Source organism: Klebsiella sp. PL-2018 (genome assembly GCF_019048985.1).
GTDB lineage: Bacteria > Pseudomonadota > Gammaproteobacteria > Enterobacterales > Enterobacteriaceae > Klebsiella > Klebsiella michiganensis.
Map to the genome: position 1 here is coordinate 3,826,728 of NZ_CP077673.1, position 17,633 is coordinate 3,844,360.

Annotated in this window: 19 protein-coding genes and 1 other annotated feature; of the genes, 11 read left to right on the forward strand and 8 right to left on the reverse strand. The window is 56.1% G+C overall.

Going from position 1 to position 17,633, the window contains the following annotated elements:
- The first annotated feature begins 81 nt into the window (after positions 1 to 81).
- Both nifB and MKleb_RS17905 read left to right on the forward strand, forming a co-directional pair.
- Positions 82 to 1,488, forward strand: a complete 1,407-nt coding sequence (gene nifB / locus MKleb_RS17900; protein ID WP_014230038.1) for a nitrogenase cofactor biosynthesis protein NifB — start codon at positions 82 to 84, stop codon at positions 1,486 to 1,488.
- Positions 1,488 to 1,991 (forward strand): nitrogen fixation protein NifQ, encoded by a 504-nt coding sequence (locus MKleb_RS17905; RefSeq protein ID WP_025107738.1) that lies wholly within the window; start codon positions 1,488 to 1,490, stop codon positions 1,989 to 1,991. The genes nifB and MKleb_RS17905 overlap by 1 nt, the downstream gene beginning before the upstream one ends.
- 89 nt (positions 1,992 to 2,080) lie before the next feature.
- Here the strand turns inward: MKleb_RS17905 and MKleb_RS17910 are convergent, their stop codons facing one another.
- From MKleb_RS17910 to MKleb_RS17925, 4 genes are all read right to left on the reverse strand, one after another.
- The gene (locus MKleb_RS17910) at positions 2,081 to 3,439 is read right to left on the reverse strand and encodes an APC family permease (protein WP_014838930.1); all 1,359 of its coding nucleotides are present in this window, start codon (positions 3,437 to 3,439) and stop codon (positions 2,081 to 2,083) included.
- Positions 3,429 to 3,491, reverse strand: coding sequence for a membrane protein YoeI (yoeI, locus tag MKleb_RS30325; RefSeq protein WP_096335043.1), 63 nt, complete (start codon positions 3,489 to 3,491; stop codon positions 3,429 to 3,431). Before yoeI ends, MKleb_RS17910 begins: the two co-directional genes overlap by 11 nt.
- 235 nt (positions 3,492 to 3,726) lie before the next feature.
- Positions 3,727 to 4,617: a LysR family transcriptional regulator gene (locus tag MKleb_RS17920; protein WP_014230040.1), complete on the reverse strand. Its 891-nt coding sequence runs from the start codon at positions 4,615 to 4,617 to the stop codon at positions 3,727 to 3,729.
- 38 nt (positions 4,618 to 4,655) lie between these two features.
- Positions 4,656 to 5,480: an SDR family oxidoreductase gene (locus MKleb_RS17925; RefSeq protein WP_004852412.1), complete on the reverse strand. Its 825-nt coding sequence runs from the start codon at positions 5,478 to 5,480 to the stop codon at positions 4,656 to 4,658.
- Positions 5,481 to 5,655: 175 nt separating this feature from the next.
- Between MKleb_RS17925 and hisL the strand changes: the two genes are divergently transcribed.
- From hisL to hisIE, 9 genes are all read left to right on the forward strand, one after another.
- The gene (gene hisL / locus MKleb_RS17930) at positions 5,656 to 5,706 is read left to right on the forward strand and encodes a his operon leader peptide (protein ID WP_009654477.1); all 51 of its coding nucleotides are present in this window, start codon (positions 5,656 to 5,658) and stop codon (positions 5,704 to 5,706) included.
- Positions 5,682 to 5,804: a sequence feature (His leader region), on the forward strand. Its footprint overlaps the gene before it by 25 nt.
- A gap of 47 nt (positions 5,805 to 5,851) precedes the next feature.
- Entirely contained in the window at positions 5,852 to 6,751 is a 900-nt protein-coding gene (gene hisG, locus MKleb_RS17935) for an ATP phosphoribosyltransferase (protein ID WP_014230042.1), read from the forward strand.
- A 39-nt stretch (positions 6,752 to 6,790) separates the two neighbouring features.
- A complete protein-coding gene (gene hisD, locus MKleb_RS17940; RefSeq protein ID WP_025107739.1) occupies positions 6,791 to 8,095 on the forward strand; it encodes a histidinol dehydrogenase in 1,305 nt (434 codons plus the stop codon).
- Positions 8,092 to 9,153 carry a histidinol-phosphate transaminase gene (gene hisC / locus MKleb_RS17945; RefSeq protein ID WP_025107740.1) on the forward strand — a complete coding sequence of 354 codons (1,062 nt, stop codon included), beginning with the start codon at positions 8,092 to 8,094 and terminating at the stop codon, positions 9,151 to 9,153. Before hisD ends, hisC begins: the two co-directional genes overlap by 4 nt.
- Positions 9,150 to 10,217 carry a bifunctional histidinol-phosphatase/imidazoleglycerol-phosphate dehydratase HisB gene (hisB, locus tag MKleb_RS17950; RefSeq protein ID WP_025107741.1) on the forward strand — a complete coding sequence of 356 codons (1,068 nt, stop codon included), beginning with the start codon at positions 9,150 to 9,152 and terminating at the stop codon, positions 10,215 to 10,217. The genes hisC and hisB overlap by 4 nt, the downstream gene beginning before the upstream one ends.
- Positions 10,217 to 10,807, forward strand: a complete 591-nt coding sequence (hisH, locus tag MKleb_RS17955; protein WP_014230046.1) for an imidazole glycerol phosphate synthase subunit HisH — start codon at positions 10,217 to 10,219, stop codon at positions 10,805 to 10,807. Before hisB ends, hisH begins: the two co-directional genes overlap by 1 nt.
- Complete coding sequence (gene hisA, locus MKleb_RS17960; protein WP_025107742.1) at positions 10,807 to 11,544, forward strand: 1-(5-phosphoribosyl)-5-[(5-phosphoribosylamino)methylideneamino]imidazole-4-carboxamide isomerase; 738 nt, start codon at positions 10,807 to 10,809, stop codon at positions 11,542 to 11,544. The genes hisH and hisA overlap by 1 nt, the downstream gene beginning before the upstream one ends.
- A complete protein-coding gene (gene hisF / locus MKleb_RS17965) occupies positions 11,526 to 12,302 on the forward strand; it encodes an imidazole glycerol phosphate synthase subunit HisF (protein ID WP_014230048.1) in 777 nt (258 codons plus the stop codon). Before hisA ends, hisF begins: the two co-directional genes overlap by 19 nt.
- Positions 12,296 to 12,895, forward strand: coding sequence for a bifunctional phosphoribosyl-AMP cyclohydrolase/phosphoribosyl-ATP diphosphatase HisIE (gene hisIE / locus MKleb_RS17970; RefSeq protein WP_004122447.1), 600 nt, complete (start codon positions 12,296 to 12,298; stop codon positions 12,893 to 12,895). Before hisF ends, hisIE begins: the two co-directional genes overlap by 7 nt.
- Positions 12,896 to 12,978: 83 nt before the next feature.
- Here the strand turns inward: hisIE and MKleb_RS17975 are convergent, their stop codons facing one another.
- The 4 genes from MKleb_RS17975 to glf all read right to left on the reverse strand — a co-directional run bounded on the left by MKleb_RS17975 (position 12,979) and on the right by glf (position 17,620).
- Positions 12,979 to 14,298: a glycosyltransferase family 2 protein gene (locus MKleb_RS17975; protein WP_025107743.1), complete on the reverse strand. Its 1,320-nt coding sequence runs from the start codon at positions 14,296 to 14,298 to the stop codon at positions 12,979 to 12,981.
- A 131-nt stretch (positions 14,299 to 14,429) separates the two neighbouring features.
- The gene (locus MKleb_RS17980; protein ID WP_025107744.1) at positions 14,430 to 15,575 is read right to left on the reverse strand and encodes a glycosyltransferase family 4 protein; all 1,146 of its coding nucleotides are present in this window, start codon (positions 15,573 to 15,575) and stop codon (positions 14,430 to 14,432) included.
- Positions 15,576 to 16,469 carry a glycosyltransferase gene (locus tag MKleb_RS17985; RefSeq protein WP_025107745.1) on the reverse strand — a complete coding sequence of 298 codons (894 nt, stop codon included), beginning with the start codon at positions 16,467 to 16,469 and terminating at the stop codon, positions 15,576 to 15,578.
- Positions 16,466 to 17,620 (reverse strand): UDP-galactopyranose mutase, encoded by a 1,155-nt coding sequence (gene glf, locus MKleb_RS17990; protein ID WP_004852435.1) that lies wholly within the window; start codon positions 17,618 to 17,620, stop codon positions 16,466 to 16,468. Before glf ends, MKleb_RS17985 begins: the two co-directional genes overlap by 4 nt.
- Positions 17,621 to 17,633: the final 13 nt, after the last annotated feature.

Consider the following 17,633-nt stretch of genomic DNA (forward strand, 5'->3'; position numbering starts at 1 on the left):
TATTTTTCATAGCGTTGCAAAAACCCCCTCTGGTATAGCATTTGCAGCAGGAAGGTATCGCCCAACCACGAAGGTATGACCATGACTTCCTGCTCCTCTTTTTCTGGCGGCCCAGCCTGCCGCCCGGCGGATGACAGCGCCCTGACGCCGCTTGTGGCCGATAAAGCTGCCGCGCACCCCTGCTACTCTCGTAATGGGCATCACCGTTTTGCGCGGATGCATCTGCCCGTCGCGCCCGCCTGCAATTTGCAGTGCAATTACTGTAATCGCAAATTCGATTGCAGCAATGAGTCCCGCCCCGGCGTATCGTCAACGCTGCTGACGCCTGAACAGGCGGTCGTCAAAGTGCGTCAGGTCGCACAGGCGATCCCGCAGCTTTCGGTGGTCGGCATCGCCGGCCCCGGCGATCCGCTCGCCAATATCGCCCGCACCTTCCGTACCCTGGAGCTGATCCGTGAACAGCTGCCGGACCTGAAGTTATGCCTGTCGACCAACGGGCTGATGCTGCCCGACGCGGTGGACCGCCTGCTGGACGTCGGGGTTGACCACGTTACGGTCACCATTAATACCCTCGACGCGGAGATTGCCGCGCAAATCTACGCCTGGCTATGGCTGGACGGCGAGCGCTACAGCGGACGCGAAGCGGGAGAGATTCTGATTGCTCGTCAGCTGGAGGGCGTGCGCAGGCTGACCGCCCAGGGCGTGCTGGTGAAAATAAATTCGGTGCTGATCCCCGGCATCAACGATAGCGGCATGGCCGACGTGAGCCGCGCGCTGCGGGCTAGCGGCGCATTTATCCATAATATTATGCCGCTGATCGCCAGGCCGGAGCACGGGACGGTGTTTGGCCTCAACGGCCAGCCGGAGCCGGACGCAGAGACGCTCGCCGCCACCCGCAGCCGGTGCGGAGAAGTGATGCCGCAGATGACCCACTGCCACCAGTGCCGCGCCGACGCCATCGGGATGCTTGGCGAAGACCGCAGCCAGCAGTTTACCCAGCTTCCGGCCCCGGAGAGCCTCCCGGCCTGGCTGCCAATCCTCCACCAGCGCGCGCAGCTGCACGCCAGCATTGCGACCCGCGGCGAATCTGAAGCCGATGACGCCTGCCTGGTCGCCGTGGCGTCAAGCCGCGGGGACGTGATTGATTGCCACTTTGGCCACACCGACCGGTTCTCTATCTACAGCCTCTCGGCCGCCGGCATGGTGCTGGTCAACGAACGGTTTACGCCTAAATATTGTCAGGGGCGCGAAGAGTGCGAGCCGCAGGATAACGCGGCCCGGTTCGCAGCGATCCTCGAACTGCTGGCGGACGTTAAAGCCGTATTCTGCGTGCGTATCGGCCATACGCCGTGGCAAATGCTGGAACAGGAAGGCATTGAACCGTGCGTTGACGGCGCATGGCGGCCGGTCTCCGAAGTGCTGCCCGCGTGGTGGCAGCAGCGCCGGGGGAGCTGGCCTGCCGCGCTGCCGCATAAGGGGGTCGCCTGATGCCGCCGCTCGACTGGCTGCGGCGCTTATGGCTGCTGTACCACGCGGGGAAAGGCAGCTTTCCGCTGCGCATGGGGCTTAGCCCGCGCGACTGGCAGGCGCTGCGGCGACGCCTGGGCGAGGCGGAGACGCCGCTGGACGGCGAGGCGCTAACCCGCCGCCGCCTGATGAGCGAACTCAACGCTACCCGCGAGGAGGAGCGCCAGCAGCTGGGCGCGTGGCTGGCGGGCTGGATGCAGCAGGAGGCCGGGCCGATGGCGCAGATTATCGCCGAGGTTTCGCTGGCGTTTAACCATCTCTGGCAGGATCTGGGCCTTGCGTCGCGCGCTGAACTGCGCCTGCTGATGATCGACTGCTTTCCGCAGCTGGTGGTGATGAACGAACACAATATGCGCTGGAAAAAGTTCTTTTACCGTCAGCGCTGTTTGCTCCAGCAGGGGGAAGTTATCTGCCGGTCGCCAAGCTGCGACGAGTGCCGGGAGCGCAGCGTCTGTTTTGAGTAGCGGTTACCCGGGCTCCTGCCCGGCCTGCGGAACGCCAGAAACAAAAAAGCCGGAGGTCTCCCTCCGGCTTTTCACATCACCAAACGCGATCAGGCAACGTCTTCGTACTGCGGTACCGGGTTGCGGAAGCTTTTGGTCACGCAGGCCAGGTAGACCAGACCAATACCGCCCCAGATCAGGCCGAGAATCATGGAGCTCTCTTCCAGATTGATCCACAGTGCGCCAACGGTCAGCGCGCCGCACACCGGCAGAACCAGATAGTTGAAGTGGTCTTTCAGCGTTTTGTTGCGCTTTTCACGGATCCAGAACTGGGAGATCACCGACAGGTTAACGAAGGTGAACGCCACCAGCGCACCGAAGTTAATCAGCGCCGTCGCCGTGACGAGGTCGAATTTAATCGCCAGCAGCGCAATTGCGCCAACCAGCAGTACGTTCCACGCCGGAGTCCGCCATTTCGGATGCACGTAGCCGAAGAAGCGCGTCGGAAACACGCCGTCGCGGCCCATCACGTACATCAGACGGGAAACGCCCGCGTGCGCGGCCATGCCGGACGCCAGTACGGTGACGCTGGAGAAAATCAGCACGCCCCACTGGAAGGTTTTGCCCGCCACGTACAGCATGATTTCAGGCTGCGATGCGTCCGGATCCTTAAAGCGCGAGATATCCGGGAAGTACAGCTGCAGGAAGTAGGAAGCGCCGATAAAGATCAGGCCGCCAATCAGCGCGGTCAGGAAGATAGCCTTCGGGATCACACGCTCTGCGTCTTTGGTCTCTTCAGACAGCGAAGAGATACCGTCGAAGCCGAGGAACGAGAAGCACAGGATGGTCGCGCCGGTAATCATCGGCACCACGTGCGCGCCTTCAGACCAGAACGGACGGGTGCTGGTCAGCGTGCCCGCGCCTTCGCCGTGCATAACGCCGTAGATAATCAGGCCAACAATCACCGCCACGATGCCCATCTGCAGGATAACGATCAGGGTGTTGAAGTTCGCCACGGTCTTGATGCTGCGCAGGTTGGAGATGGTCATAAAGGCCACCAGCGCGACAACGAAGATCCACGATGGAATAGAAGGCACCAGCGCTTCAAAGTAAATTTTCGCCAGCAGAATGTTGATCATCGGCATGAACAGGTAGTCCAGCAGCGATGACCAGCCAACCATAAAGCCAACGGCCGGGCTAATGGACTTCTGCGCGTAGGTATAAGCGGAACCCGCCGACGGGAAACGGCGAACCAGTTTACCGTAGCTCAGCGCCGTGAAAAGAATGGCGATCAGCGCGAAAGCGTAAGCCGTCGCAACGTGACCATCAGTCAATCCAGAGACGATACCAAACGTATCGAACAGCGTCATCGGCTGCATATAGGCCAGGCCCATCATGACAACCGGAATCAACGTAAGCGTTTTACGTAATTCCACGCGAGAGGTTTTTGGAGTAGCGTTATGCGACATAGTTATCCCCTTTTACGGTGAACGCCAGCGCGTAAGCAAAAAATTGCCCCATTTCTTTGTATTCCTCAGCGACAACCACTGTCGGTTTTTAGTAAATATCTATCCGGTACGAAGCCCGGCCTCTTGGTATTGAATGATGTGTCTTTCAACCAAAAAAATAACCGACACTTTAAAAAAGCGTCGGCCAGTTTCTGATTTTCAGGACGCGTATTTTGCAACAACTACTGGCACGATGACAAGATGTTACAAGGCTTAATAATTACGGCGATTCTCTAACAGATTAATATTCATACGATTTTAGTATTATAGACCTGATGGATAGCACTATTTGCTAATATCTCCTTTCGCCACCACTCGCCCGCCTGGCCGCAAATATCTTCATTCCAGCCTATCCACGCGCGATTGACCGGTTCAGGCACCGTCGTTTTTAATATTTGTAGCTCGCCGCGGGCGATGAAAGGCTGTACCTGAAATAGCGGCAAATAGCCCCATCCCAGTCCGGCGCACAGCAGCGTCAGCCGGGCGGAAAGATCGAATACCGCCAGGCTATCCTGAGCGTCAATCTGCGGCCACGCGCCGTCGGCCACAATCGCCCGATGACGGCGCAACGTCCGCCAGCCCAGCGGGCCGGCAATCTGCGCAAGCGGATGCCGGGGCGCAACAACAAACGCCTGCGCCACCTCTCCCAGCAGAACAGAGCCGCAGCCGCTGAGCGCCGGCGGGTCGCCCAGCACGCCGAGCAGAAGATCCGCCCGCCCTTCCATCAGCATCTGCCAGTTTGCGCCCGGGGTATCGCGGCGGAATTCAAGGCGGGTAGCGTGATGCTGGTGATAGAACGCCGCGATCGCGGGAGCCAGCAGCGGGAACGGAAAGGTGGCGTCGACGTTGAGTATCAGCGCATTTTCCCAGCCCTGCTGCAGCCTGACGGCCTGCTTTTCCAGTTCACGGGCGGTGTGCAGCACGTCGCGCCCCTTTTCCAGCAGCATCTGCCCGGTACGGGTAAAGCGCGCCCGGTGGCCGCTGCGGTCAAGCAGTTGAATATTGAGATCGCTTTCCAGCTTATGAATGGTGTAGCTCAGCGCCGACGGCGTTTTATAGAGCTTCGCCGAGGCGGCGGCAAAACTGCCCTCTTTGTCGAGGGCATCAAGAATGACGAGCACATCCAGCAGTGGTTTCATCGCTACCCCCTTACGGTACGCGATTCACCGCTGGCGCATTACTCCATCGGCATGACCAGCGGGTCGGGGTACTGGTACTCAAACCCCAGTTCGTTGCAAATACGGCTGCCATCTACGATCTTACCGCTACCGTTCTCCGGGTTATCAGAGAATACGGGGACGGGAAGCCCAAGCTCGCGGGCCATCTGCGGATAAAAGACGCCGCGCGCGGGATGCTTAGGCGCACATATATTATAGATGCGCCCGCCTTTCGGAGCCTGCAGTAACAGTTCGATCGCGGCAATCACATCCTGAAGATGCACCAGATTGACGCCGTGCTGGCCGTCCGGCGCGGATTTTCCGGCAAAAAAGCGCCCCGGATGACGGGACGGCCCCACCAGCCCGGCGAGGCGCAGAATGTCCACCGAGGTGCCGGGAAGGTTATGCAGCCAGTCCTCCAGCTCTTTCAGCACCCGCCCGCTGGCGGTTTGCGGGTTGCGGGGCGAGTTCTCTTTCAGCGTGCCGCTGGCGTTGCCGTAAACCGACGTTGAGCTGGTGAATATGATGCGCGGCACGTGATGCGCCAGCGCGGTATCGACGATCTCCTGTACCGCCTGAAGATAAAAGTCCTCTCCCGGTCCGGTTCGCCGCGCCGGTAAGGTAATGACCAGCGCGTCAACGTTCATTAAGGCATCCAGATCTTCGGTGTCGCAGACCAGCTGCGGCTCCAGACGCAGCGGATAGCCGTCGATGCCGCACATCCGCGCCGCCTCGACGCCATCCTGCGTGGTCTTACTGCCGGTCACCTGCCATCCCCGCGACATCAACGACAGCGCAAGCGGCATACCCAGCCATCCTAAACCTACAATTGCGACCTTTTTCATCCCCTTGCTCCTGAATTTTCGCTGTGCTGACTTAAGGCTACGCCAGCCGGCGGCAGCTGACAATTTCTTAGGTCAATATGAAATCAATTAATGATAGAAAAAAGCCCTTGCTTTATGCGAGTGAAGTGGTTTAGGTTAAAAGGCATCAAATGCATAGTCATTCACAGAGAATTTTATGAACAGCGTTCAATTTAAAAACCACCATCATCACCATCATCCTGACTAGTCTTTCAGGCGATGTGTGCTGGAAGACGTTTGGATCTTCCAGTGGTGCATGAACGCAAAGAGAGCCCCCGGAAGATTCACTTCCGGGGGCTTTTTTTTGGACCGAATTCGGACAGATTCAGACAGGGTTACAGAGGAAAATAAGAATGTTAGACAACAGCCGTTTACGCATAGCTATTCAGAAATCAGGGCGTTTAAGCGAAGATTCACGCGAATTACTCAGCCGCTGCGGCATCAAAGTGAATCTGCACACCCAGCGCCTGATCGCGCTGGCGGAAAATATGCCCATCGATATTCTGCGCGTGCGTGATGACGATATTCCGGGCCTTATCATGGACGGCGTGGTCGATTTGGGGATTATCGGCGAAAACGTGCTGGAGGAAGAGCTGCTGAGCCGCCGCGCTCAGGGCGAAGACCCGCGCTACTTCACCCTGCGCCGTCTCGACTTCGGCGGCTGCCGCCTGTCGCTGGCGACCCCGGCGGATGAACCCTGGGACGGCCCGGCAGCGCTGGACGGCAAACGCATCGCCACCTCCTACCCGCACCTGCTGAAGCGCTACCTTGACCAGAAAGGGATCTCGTTCAAATCCTGCCTGCTGAACGGCTCGGTTGAAGTGGCCCCGCGCGCCGGTCTGGCCGACGCGATTTGCGACCTGGTATCAACCGGCGCGACTCTCGAAGCAAACGGCCTGCGCGAAGTGGAAGTGATGTTCCGCTCCAAAGCCTGCCTGATCCAGCGCGACGGCGAGATGGCCGATAGCAAACAGCAGTTGATCGACCGCCTGCTGACCCGTATTCAGGGGGTGATTCAGGCCCGCGAATCAAAATACATCATGATGCACGCGCCGACCGAGCGCCTGGAAGAAGTGGTCGCCCTGCTGCCCGGCGCCGAGCGCCCGACCATTCTGCCGCTGGCCGGCGACAAGCAGCGCGTGGCGATGCACATGGTGAGCAGCGAAACCCTGTTCTGGGAAACCATGGAAAAACTGAAAGCGCTGGGCGCCAGCTCCATTCTGGTCCTGCCGATTGAGAAGATGATGGAGTAAACCGGCGGGTCGGTCACGGGATAAACAGGGGAAACAACCATGAGCTTCAACACAATTATCGACTGGAACGGCTGTAGCGCAGAACAACAGCAACAGCTCTTAACGCGCCCGGCCATTTCCGCCTCCGAGAGCATCAGCAAGACGGTGTCGGAGATCCTGAATAACGTTAAAGACAACGGCGATGCGGCCCTGCGCGAATACGGCGCGAAGTTCGATAAAACCGACGTCAAGGCGCTGAAGGTCAGCGACGAAGAGATTGCCGCCGCCGGCGCGCGCCTGAGCGACGAGCTCAAGCAGGCGATGGCCGTGGCGGTCAAAAATATCGAAACCTTCCACAACGCGCAGCGGCTGCAGGCCGTCGATGTGGAAACCCTGCCGGGCGTACGCTGCCAGCAGGTGACCCGCCCTATCGCCTCCGTCGGTTTATATATTCCCGGCGGCTCGGCGCCGCTGTTCTCCACGGTGCTGATGCTCGCCACGCCGGCGCGCATCGCGGGCTGCCAGCAGGTGGTGCTGTGCTCGCCGCCGCCGATTGCCGATGAAATCCTCTATGCCGCCCAGCTGTGTGGCGTGCGCAATATCTTTAACGTCGGCGGCGCGCAGGCGATTGCCGCCCTGGCGTTCGGCACCGAATCGGTAGCGAAGGTCGATAAAATCTTTGGCCCGGGCAACGCCTTCGTGACCGAAGCCAAGCGCCAGGTCAGCCAGCGTCTTGACGGTGCGGCTATCGATATGCCCGCCGGGCCGTCGGAAGTGCTGGTGATCGCCGACAGCGGCGCCACTCCGGATTTCGTCGCCTCTGACCTGCTTTCCCAGGCGGAGCACGGCCCAGATTCGCAGGTGATCCTGCTGACGCCGGATAGCGAGATGGCCACCCGCGTCGCGCAAGCCGTTGAGCGCCAGCTGGCCGCGCTGTCCCGTGCGGAAACGGCCCGCGGGGCGCTCTCCGCCAGCCGCATCATCGTGGCGCGCGATATCGCCCAGTGCGTGAAGATTTCCAACCAGTACGGTCCGGAGCACCTGATTATTCAGACCCGCAACGCCCGCGAACTGGTCGACGGCATTACCAGCGCCGGTTCGGTATTTCTCGGCGACTGGTCGCCGGAGTCCGCCGGCGATTACGCCTCCGGCACCAACCATGTGCTGCCGACCTACGGCTACACCGCCACCTGCTCCAGCCTCGGCCTGGCGGATTTTCAGAAACGCATGACCGTGCAGGAGCTGTCGCGCGACGGGTTTGCCGCCCTCGCCTCAACGATTGAGATTCTGGCCGCCGCCGAGCGTCTTGACGCCCACAAAAACGCCGTTACGCTGCGCGTCGCAGCCCTTAAGGAGCAAGCATGAGCATCGAAGATTTAGCCCGCGCCAACGTCCGCGCGCTGACGCCGTATCAATCTGCTCGCCGTCTGGGCGGTAAAGGCGACGTCTGGCTGAACGCCAACGAATTCCCGACCGCGGTCTCGTTTCAGCTGACCGAGCAGACGATGAACCGCTATCCGGAACCGCAGCCGAAAGCGGTCATTGAACGCTACGCGCAGTATGCGGGCGTCAAGCCGGAGCAGGTGCTGGTCAGCCGCGGCGCCGATGAAGGCATTGAACTGCTGATCCGCGCCTTCTGCGAGCCGGGCCAGGACGCGGTGCTCTACTGCCCGCCGACCTACGGCATGTACAGCGTCAGCGCCGAAACCATCGGCGTGACCTGCCGTACGGTGCCCACCCTCGCCGACTGGCAGCTGGATCTGCCGGGTATCGCGGCCAATCTTGACGGCGTGAAAGTGGTGTTCGTCTGCAGCCCGAATAACCCGACCGGGCAGATTATCAACCCGAAAGATTTTCGCACCCTGCTGGAGATGGCGCGCGGTAAAGCCATCGTGGTCGCGGATGAAGCCTATATTGAGTTCTGCCCGCAGGCCACGCTGGCGACCTGGCTCAACGAGTATCCGCACCTGGTGATTCTGCGTACCCTCTCCAAGGCCTTCGCCCTGGCCGGACTGCGCTGCGGCTTTACCCTCGCCAACGCCGAGGTGATTAACGTGCTGATGAAGGTTATCGCACCTTATCCGCTCTCGACGCCGGTCGCCGACATCGCCGCCCAGGCGCTCAGCGCGGAAGGCATTGCCGCCATGCGGGCGCGCGTGGCGCAGATCCTCGCCGAACGCGATTATCTGGTCAGCCAGCTGCGCAGCATTGCCTGCGTTGAAGAGGTGTTCGATTCCGAGAGCAACTACGTTCTGGCGCGGATCACCGCCTCCAGCGCGGTATTTAAATCTTTGTGGGATCAGGGCATTATCTTACGTGACCAGAATAAACAACCTTCATTAAGCGGCTGTTTGCGTATCACTATCGGTACCCGTGCAGAGAGCCAGCGCGTCATTGACGCTTTGACTGCGGAGAATGTATGACCCAGAAGTTTCTCTTTATTGACCGTGACGGTACGCTGATTTCCGAGCCACCGGTTGATTTTCAGGTAGACCGCTTCGATAAGCTGGCGTTTGAGCCGCAGGTGATCCCGGCCCTGCTGAAGCTGCAGCAGGAAGGGTACAGGCTGGTGATGATCACCAATCAGGACGGGCTGGGAACCGCCAGCCTGCCGCAGGACGAGTTCGACGGCCCGCACAACCTGATGATGCAGATTTTCGCCTCGCAGGGCGTCAACTTTGACGAGGTGCTGATTTGTCCGCATCTCCCGGCGGATAACTGCGACTGCCGCAAGCCGAAAACCAAACTGGTGCTGCCGTGGCTGGAGCAAGGGGTGATGGACACCGCCAACAGCTACGTGATTGGCGACCGCGCGACCGATATCCAGCTGGCGGATAACATGGGCATTACCGGCCTGCGCTATGACCGCGAAAAGCTGGACTGGCCAACCATTTGCGAACAGCTAACCCGCCGCGACCGCTACGCCCACGTTGAGCGCATCACCAAAGAGACCCAGGTGGATGTGAAAGTGTGGCTGGACCGCGAAGGCGGCAGCAAAATCTCCACCGGCGTCGGCTTCTTCGATCATATGCTTGACCAAATCGCCACCCACGGCGGCTTCCGCCTGGAGATTAACGTCGGCGGCGATCTTTATATCGACGATCACCACACCGTGGAAGATACCGGGCTCGCGCTGGGCGAAGCGCTGAAGCTGGCCCTCGGCGACAAACGCGGTATTGGCCGTTTCGGCTTTGTGCTGCCGATGGACGAATGCCTGGCCCGCTGCGCGCTGGATATCTCCGGCCGTCCGCACCTCGAATACAAAGCCGACTTTACCTATCAGCGCGTTGGCGATCTGAGCACCGAGATGGTGGAACACTTCTTCCGCTCGCTCTCCTATACCATGGCGGTCACTCTGCACCTGAAAACCAAGGGCAAAAACGACCACCACCGCGTAGAGAGCCTGTTTAAGGCCTTCGGCCGCACGCTACGTCAGGCGATTCGCGTCCAGGGCGACACGCTGCCGTCTTCGAAAGGGGTACTCTGATGAACGTGGTGATCCTCGATACCGGCTGCGCCAACCTCAATTCGGTGAAATCCGCGGTGAGCCGCCACGGCTACGAGCCGCAGGTCAGCCGCGACCCGGATGTGGTGCTGCGCGCCGATAAACTGTTTCTGCCGGGAGTGGGCACGGCTCAGGCGGCGATGGACCAGCTGCGCGAGCGCGATTTGATCGAGCTGATTAAAGCCTGTACCCAGCCGGTGCTGGGCATTTGCCTCGGCATGCAGCTGCTGGGAAAACGCAGCGAGGAGAATAACGGCGTTGACCTGCTGGGCATTATCGACCAGGACGTGCCGAAAATGACCGACCACGGCCTGCCGCTGCCGCATATGGGCTGGAACCGGGTATACGCCAAAGCCGGCGATCGTCTGTTTCGCGGCATTGAAGACGGGGCGTATTTTTACTTCGTCCACAGCTACGCGATGCCGGTCAACGTCAATACCATCGCCCAGTGCAGCTACGGCGAGGCCTTCACCGCGGCGGTGCAGAAAGATAACTTCTTTGGCGTCCAGTTCCACCCTGAACGCTCCGGCAGCGCCGGGGCGCAGCTGCTGAAAAACTTCCTGGAGATGTGATGATCATTCCTGCTTTAGATTTAATTGACGGCACGGTCGTCCGTCTCCATCAGGGCGATTACGCTCAGCAGCGCGACTACGGTAACGACCCGCTGCCGCGCCTGCAATCCTATGCCGCTCAGGGGGCCGAAGTGCTGCACCTGGTCGACCTGACCGGGGCGAAAGATCCGGCGAAACGCCAGATCCCGCTGCTGAAAACGCTGGTTGCCGGCGTGAACGTGCCGGTGCAGGTTGGCGGCGGCGTGCGGACGGAAGAAGACGTGGCCGCCCTGCTTGATGCAGGCGTGGCGCGCGTGGTGGTGGGTTCGACGGCGGTGAAGTCGCCGGAAGTGGTGAAAGGCTGGTTTACGCGTTTTGGCCCGCAGCATCTGGTGCTGGCGCTTGACGTGCGGATTGACGCGGAAGGCAGCAAGCAGGTGGCAGTCAGCGGCTGGCAGGAGAACTCCGGCGTAACCCTGGAGGAGCTGGTGGAGAGCTATCAGTCCGTCGGCCTGCAGCACGTGCTGTGTACCGATATTTCCCGCGACGGGACGCTGGCCGGGTCTAACGTCTCGCTGTATGAAGAAGTTTGCGCCCGCTATCCGCAGGTCGCGTTTCAGTCTTCCGGCGGCATTGGCGATCTGCATGATATCGCCGCGCTGCGCGGAACCGGAGTGCGCGGGGTGATTGTCGGCCGGGCGCTGCTGGAAGGTAAATTTAACGTAACGGAGGCCATTCAATGCTGGCAAAACGGATAATCCCCTGTCTCGACGTTCGCGACGGCCAGGTAGTGAAAGGCGTGCAGTTCCGTAATCACGAAATCATCGGTGATATCGTCCCGCTGGCAAAACGCTATGCCGACGAAGGCGCGGATGAGCTGGTGTTCTACGATATCACCGCCTCCAGCGACGGCCGCGTGGTGGACAAAAGCTGGGTGTCGCGGGTCGCGGAAGTGATCGACATTCCGTTCTGCGTCGCCGGCGGCATTAAGTCGCTGGACGATGCGGCGCAAATTCTCTCCTTCGGCGCGGATAAAATCTCCATCAACTCCCCTGCCCTGGCGGATCCGACGCTGATTACCCGCCTGGCCGACCGTTTCGGCGTGCAGTGTATTGTGGTGGGCATCGATACCTGGTTTGACGCCGCGAGCGGTAAGTATCACGTCAACCAGTATACCGGCGATGAGAGCCGGACGCGGGTGACACAGTGGGAAACCCTGGACTGGGTGCAGGAAGTGCAAAAGCGCGGGGCCGGCGAGATCGTCCTCAATATGATGAACCAGGACGGCGTGCGTAACGGCTACGATCTGGCGCAGTTAAGCAAGGTCCGCGCCGTGTGCCACGTGCCGCTGATTGCGTCCGGCGGCGCGGGCACCATGGAGCACTTCCTGGAAGCCTTCCGCGACGCTAACGTCGACGGCGCGCTGGCCGCCTCGGTGTTCCACAAGCAAATTATCAACATTGGTGAACTGAAAACGTACCTGGCAGCACAGGGCGTGGAGATTAGGGTATGTTAAGTGAACAGCTGGATTGGCAAAAAACAGACGGTCTGATGCCGGTCATCGTGCAGCACGCCGTTTCTGGTGAAGTGCTGATGCTGGGCTATATGAATCAGGATGCGCTGGCGAAAACCGAAGAGACCGGCAAGGTGACCTTTTATTCGCGGACCAAACAGCGTCTGTGGACCAAGGGGGAAACGTCGGGCAATTTCCTCAACGTGGTGAGCATCACCCCGGATTGCGATAACGATACCCTGCTGGCGCTGGTTAATCCGATTGGCCCAACCTGCCATAAAGGCACCTCAAGCTGCTTTGGCGAAACCGGCCATCAGTGGCTGTTCTTATATCAGCTGGAGCAGCTGCTGGCGGAACGCAAACACGCCGATCCGGAAAGCTCCTATACCGCGAAGCTGTACGCCAGCGGCACCAAACGTATTGCGCAGAAGGTGGGGGAAGAAGGCGTTGAGACCGCGCTGGCCGCGACGGTGCATGACCAGTTCGAACTGAAGAATGAAGCGTCGGATTTGATGTATCACCTGCTGGTGCTGCTGCAGGATCAGGGGCTGAATTTGACGGATGTGGTGGAAAACCTGCGGAGCAGGCATAAGTAAGTGATCAAAGGGAGGCGGCATGACGCCTCCCTTGCAATATCAACATCGCCAGCGCGCTGGTTGATATCACCGGTTTATCATCGTCATGACTTTTTTCGGGCGGTTATTTCTTTAACTAGCCTCAATGGTTTCGTCATTTTCCATGACAAAGATGAAACCAAATCTGTATAGCGCTGAGTCAGTTCATGGTACGCATTTTCAATGCTGAGCAATTTCTGTTGTTGAGTTTGATACTCTTCCTCTAAGCGCGTATTCCGCTGTTCAAGCTCGTGGATAATGGTGGTTTTATCGCTAACCTGCGCCTTCAGAACATCAATTTCACTTCGCTGAGATACCGTCGACTGTTTAAGAAAAGTCATTTCTTCCTGCAGCGTTGAGTTCAACATTTGTGCATGTTCAAGCTCGCGTAACGCTCTGTCTTTCAGTGAAAAAATATACTCTTCCGCTGACTGATTAACGATCCGGCCATACGCAGCTTTGATAAAGTCATCATAAAAGTCATCACAGTCGATTTCTAAAGATAAGATGAACGACTTTACTTCATTAAACAACGGGTTAAACGTACCGCCAGAAATCGTATTGAGATGCCACTCAAGAAAAACAACGGCGTAATTATTAAAATCACGACTTCTGGACGCCAGTAAATCACGATCTTGCATAAACAAACGTAGCGAAGTTAATGCCTGCAGCGCGCAGTGCCACGAATTTTCTCTGGTGGAGGAAAGCGACTCAGCGCGGTGGATAGTATGAGAGATTAAGATCTCATCAACCAGAGAGATGCGATTTGCTAACAGCATGAAACAACTCACAAAGTACAGGTCGTTTGTGGTTCTCAGCGGTTGAAACTCCAGGCCCATTGCCAGGATAGCCTCGCGTCTGAAAAGCTTATCCCATGGCCACCATATAAAGGCTCTGAAAAAATCGTCAGCAATTTCCCGTGAAGAGAAGACCTCTTTTTCAGGCAGTAAATCCTCACGCGCCGACAAAGGCATGGGAGAACGGGTATTGGTTTGCAAATCGACTGACTGGCACCGGCAGATAACAACATCCGTTTGCAGGGCCGTAGCCCGGTCGGACATTCTCTTTAACATCTCTTTATCGGCGTAATCGTCATCGTCGAGGAAAATGATGTATTCGCCGGTCGCTACTCGTAAGCCAATATTTCGCGATTCGCCGCCACCGACGTTGCTCGGGTTGGTGATAACCCGGACTCGCGAATCTTCACTGGCTATTTTAGTGACAATATCCAGCGTATTATCCGTTGAGCTATCGTTAACAAGGATAATCTCAATCTCTTTTAAAGACTGGGCTAACACCGTAGTAAGCGTCTCAGCAATATACTCCGCGGCGTTATGGACAGGGATAATAACGGATACAATAACGTTACTTGATTCATCAGACATTCAATCACCTTCAAAATAAGTGGCACGCAATCATTAAACTCATCATGCGTTTGCTGAGCAGTTACATAGCTTAAAATGCAACCGCTTCGGAGGTGTTTGATTTACATGAAGCTGTAATCTCTTGCGTTACATCATCCCTGAACCACATCATGATAAGTCTTTAAGGTCTTGCTAATGATCATACCGCTAGAAAACTTATCCTGAACGCGTTGCCGTCCTTTAATACCCATCTCTACTCGTGCTTTGGGATTGGCTAACAAGAATTCAAGCTTATCGGCCAGCTCCTGCGGAGAGTTACTTTTCACGATAATGCCGTTATCGTTATTAATGATCAGGCTATCGCAGCCGCCAACATCGTAGGCAATGCAGGCCCGGCCAACCGAGGAAGCCTCAAGCAGTATACGCGGCACGCCTTCGGAATAGATCGAAGGTAATGCCACGATGTTCGACTCCTCGATCAAGTCGCAGACGTTAGAGCTGTGACCCAACCAGTTAATCAGACCTTCTTTATGCCATTGCTGGATCACCGCAAGGGATATAGCATCCTTATCGTTTTCAACGAGTATCCCGGCGACGTTTAGCGTAAAATGAATATTTCTTGCTTCGAGGATTTTCTTGGCTTCAATTAAATCCCCGAGCCCTTTACTCCAGAGCATTCTGCTGGCAAACAGCACAACCGGAACGTCACGCTCCTGCTCCAGAGAATATTTATAGATCTCCGGATTGATACCCGCGCCATCGATGACAATAGTCTGCTGATAGTCAATCCCGACAAAACCCGCCAGTTTTTTACGATCTTTATCGTGCTCAAACATAAATATACTGCGCTTATTACTGGCAATATATTTGTAGGCCATGATGGTGATATTGCGCAATAGCTTAAGCAACCCCGTGTCACCTGAAAATACACGGCCCAGACCGACAAAACTCACGATGACGGGACGGTTGTTTGTCCTGGACAGGAGCCCACCGATCAGACAGGGTTTAATAGTGATACAGTGTAAAAGATCGGGATTAATTTCTTTAATGAGCTTTCGGGAGGCAAAAAAGGCCCGAAAGAAAGTTAATGCATTAAATGATTGAGCATCAAGTGGAACATTATGACACTTAAAACCGAATGTTTTAAATTTATTCAGCACTTTACCGTCGACAAAATGACTGATGATGTGAATCTCATAACCAGCATCTCGGGCGGCGATCGCACGATCAATCCAGTGCAAATCAAAATACCAATCCGAGTTTATGAAATAACACAGTTTTTTCATTGCTATATCCACTTAATGATTCTTACCGCTGATTCCTTTTACACCATGGATAATTCCACGACGCAAGTATTTAAAATATAACAATTTATTGCGTTGCCATGGCAATATTGATACATATTTAATCAACCGTAAAAGGATTGAGAGACGGCTAAAAATGGCAACTCGCGGAAAAATTCTCTTCGCCAAAATAAGATTTCGACAAAGATAATAAACCTTCCATTCGGGAACAATACATTTCCCCTGGATACTCACATCGTGGGTAAAGATGACCTCGGGAGAATAGCGAATAGCTTCGCCATCTAATGTCAGCAGATAGCCAAAATAGAGATCGTCAAAATATAAAAATAACTCGTCGTGAATACTGTGGAGACGCTTTTGCAGCACATCTCGTTGAATAATCATACCGACAAAGGAAACCGTCTGTACCGCACACGCCCGGGAAACCGACGGAAGAAACTCCGCAGGATTTCTGATGTAGCGTAATGTGTCCATAAACGACGACGGAACTTTGGCAAAAGGCATGTTCATCGGACAGGGTTGCCCCTGAAGATCCTTGACCAAAGCGGTGAACACCCGACAGTTAGCCTTTTCTAGCTGGGCAAATTTTTCCAGCGCATCGCTCTCGGGCCAGGCGTCATCATCGTAAAAGAAAACCCAGTCGCTATCGACGTTGTCGCATAAATATTGACTCCCGGCCTTAAAGCCACCCGCGCCACCGCTGTTGGATGGCAGATTAAGGACAATCACTCGCGGGTCGCTAAGGGTGGCTAACCAGGCCTGGGTTCCATCCGTGGACCCGTTATTGACAACAACGATCGCTGTAAAATTTAATTTCACCGTGTTGGCAATAGTCAGCTTTAACTTCTCTAAACGATTATACGTGACTATTAATGCGGAGCAATTCATCGCACAGAAACCGTAAATACTGGCATAGACTCATTACTGCTAAGGGAGGACAAGTACTTATCGGCTGTATTTAATGCTTCAGCGATAGTGACATCCATATCCAGATATCGATAGGTTCCAAGGCGGCCAACAAACGTCATATTCTTTTCATTTTCCGCGAGGGACAAATATTTATCGAGTAAAGCCATCTCCCCCATCTGACGAATCGGATAATAAGGGATATCCTTTTCACCACATTCGCGGCTGTATTCCTTGTAACAGACCGATCCCTCATGGGATTCCCAGGGCGAAAAGTACTTATGTTCAGTGATACGGGTATAAGGAACATCCAGCGAGCAGTAATTCATTACCGCGCAGCCCTGATAATCGCCCTGCCAGGTGAATTTTTCAAAATCCAGAGTACGATAGCCCAGGCGACCATATTGATAGGAATAAAAAGCATCCAGCGGCCCGCTATAGAACACGTGATCGTACTGTTCTCTCTCTTCAGCGTTAAACGATTGCTGAAGTTCGATGGTAATGTTTTCATGATTGGCGATTGACTCAATCATTTTCGTATAACCCAGTTTCGGCATGCCCTGAAATCTGTGGTTAAAGTAATTATCATCGTAGTTAAAACGAACCGGCAGACGCTTAAGAATCGACGCCGGAAGCTGCGAGGGCTCCATCCCCCACTGCTTGATGGTATAGCCCTTGAAGAACGCCTCATAGAGCTCTTTGCCGATAAAACGCAGAGCCTGTTCTTCAAAGGTCTTCGGTTCCAGGATCGAACTGTCCCCTTTTTCGGCAATCAGCGCCCGGGCCTCATCTGGCGAACAGGTCTTCGCAAAAAACTGGTTGATGGTATGCAGGTTGATCGGCAGAGAGAACACCTGGCCATTAACCGTTGCTTTGACACGGTTCACATACGGCATCATTTCAGCGTGCTGAGTCACATAGTTCCACACTGTTTCATTATCGGTGTGAAAGATATGCGGGCCATAAACGTGAACCATAACGTCAGTTTGCGGATCGCGCGCATCATAGGAGTTACCGCCTATGTGGTCACGCTGGTCAATAATTCTGATGTGATGACCTTGTTCAGCGAGCTGGCGTGCGATAACCACACCGGAAAAACCCGCTCCGACGATGAGAATATTTTTACTGTTCATAATATAACTCCAG